The 1335-nt window shown below is 52.1% G+C and carries 1 protein-coding gene; it reads left to right on the plus strand.

What is annotated here, in order from left to right:
- The first annotated feature begins 30 nt into the window (after window positions 1–30).
- Window positions 31–711 (plus strand): AadA family aminoglycoside 3''-O-nucleotidyltransferase, encoded by a 681-nt coding sequence (locus CIK00_RS21040; RefSeq protein WP_267893093.1) that lies wholly within the window; start codon window positions 31–33, stop codon window positions 709–711.
- Window positions 712–1335 lie beyond the last annotated feature (624 nt).

A 1335-nucleotide genomic window follows, 5' to 3' on the forward strand; every position in this document is an offset into this window, starting at 1 on the left:
GGGAATGTCAGTGAACAGTAGGGGCACGAGATAGGAGGAAAACGGAGAACGTATGACGGTATTGCACTTGGAGTGACCGGGACCGTGCGGATAGATGAAAGCATACGTCGTTCGCTGATCAACGTACTGCGGGAGACCAGCGCCAGCCCGGGTGAAAGCGAAATTCTGCGTGCGGTGGAAGTGACCATCGTGGTGCATGATGACATTATTCCGTGGCGTTATCCGGCGAAACGTGAGCTGCAGTTTGGCGAATGGCAGCGTAACGATATTCTGGCCGGCATTTTTGAACCGGCGACCATTGATATCGATCTGGCCATTCTGCTGACCAAAGCGCGTGAACATAGCGTGGCGCTGGTTGGTCCGGCAGCGGAAGAACTGTTTGATCCGGTGCCGGAACAGGACCTGTTTGAAGCGCTGAACGAAACCCTGACCCTGTGGAACAGCCCGCCGGATTGGGCGGGTGATGAACGCAACGTGGTGCTGACCCTGAGCCGTATTTGGTATAGCGCGGTGACCGGCAAAATTGCGCCGAAAGATGTGGCGGCGGATTGGGCCATGGAACGTCTGCCGGCGCAGTATCAGCCGGTGATTCTGGAAGCGCGTCAGGCGTATCTGGGCCAGGAAGAAGATCGTCTGGCCAGCCGTGCGGATCAGCTGGAAGAATTTGTGCATTACGTGAAAGGCGAAATTACCAAAGTGGTGGGTAAATAATAACTGTCAGACCAAGTTTACTCATATATACTTTAGATTGATTTAAAACTTCATTTTTAATTTAAAAGGATCTAGGTGAAGATCCTTTTTGATAATCTCATGACCAAAATCCCTTAACGTGAGTTTTCGTTCCACTGAGCGTCAGACCCCGTAGAAAAGATCAAAGGATCTTCTTGAGATCCTTTTTTTCTGCGCGTAATCTGCTGCTTGCAAACAAAAAAACCACCGCTACCAGCGGTGGTTTGTTTGCCGGATCAAGAGCTACCAACTCTTTTTCCGAAGGTAACTGGCTTCAGCAGAGCGCAGATACCAAATACTGTTCTTCTAGTGTAGCCGTAGTTAGGCCACCACTTCAAGAACTCTGTAGCACCGCCTACATACCTCGCTCTGCTAATCCTGTTACCAGTGGCTGCTGCCAGTGGCGATAAGTCGTGTCTTACCGGGTTGGACTCAAGACGATAGTTACCGGATAAGGCGCAGCGGTCGGGCTGAACGGGGGGTTCGTGCACACAGCCCAGCTTGGAGCGAACGACCTACACCGAACTGAGATACCTACAGCGTGAGCTATGAGAAAGCGCCACGCTTCCCGAAGGGAGAAAGGCGGACAGGTATCCGGTAAGCGGC

The organism is Photobacterium carnosum (assembly GCF_002849605.1).
Classification (GTDB): Bacteria; Pseudomonadota; Gammaproteobacteria; order Enterobacterales; family Vibrionaceae; genus Photobacterium; species Photobacterium carnosum.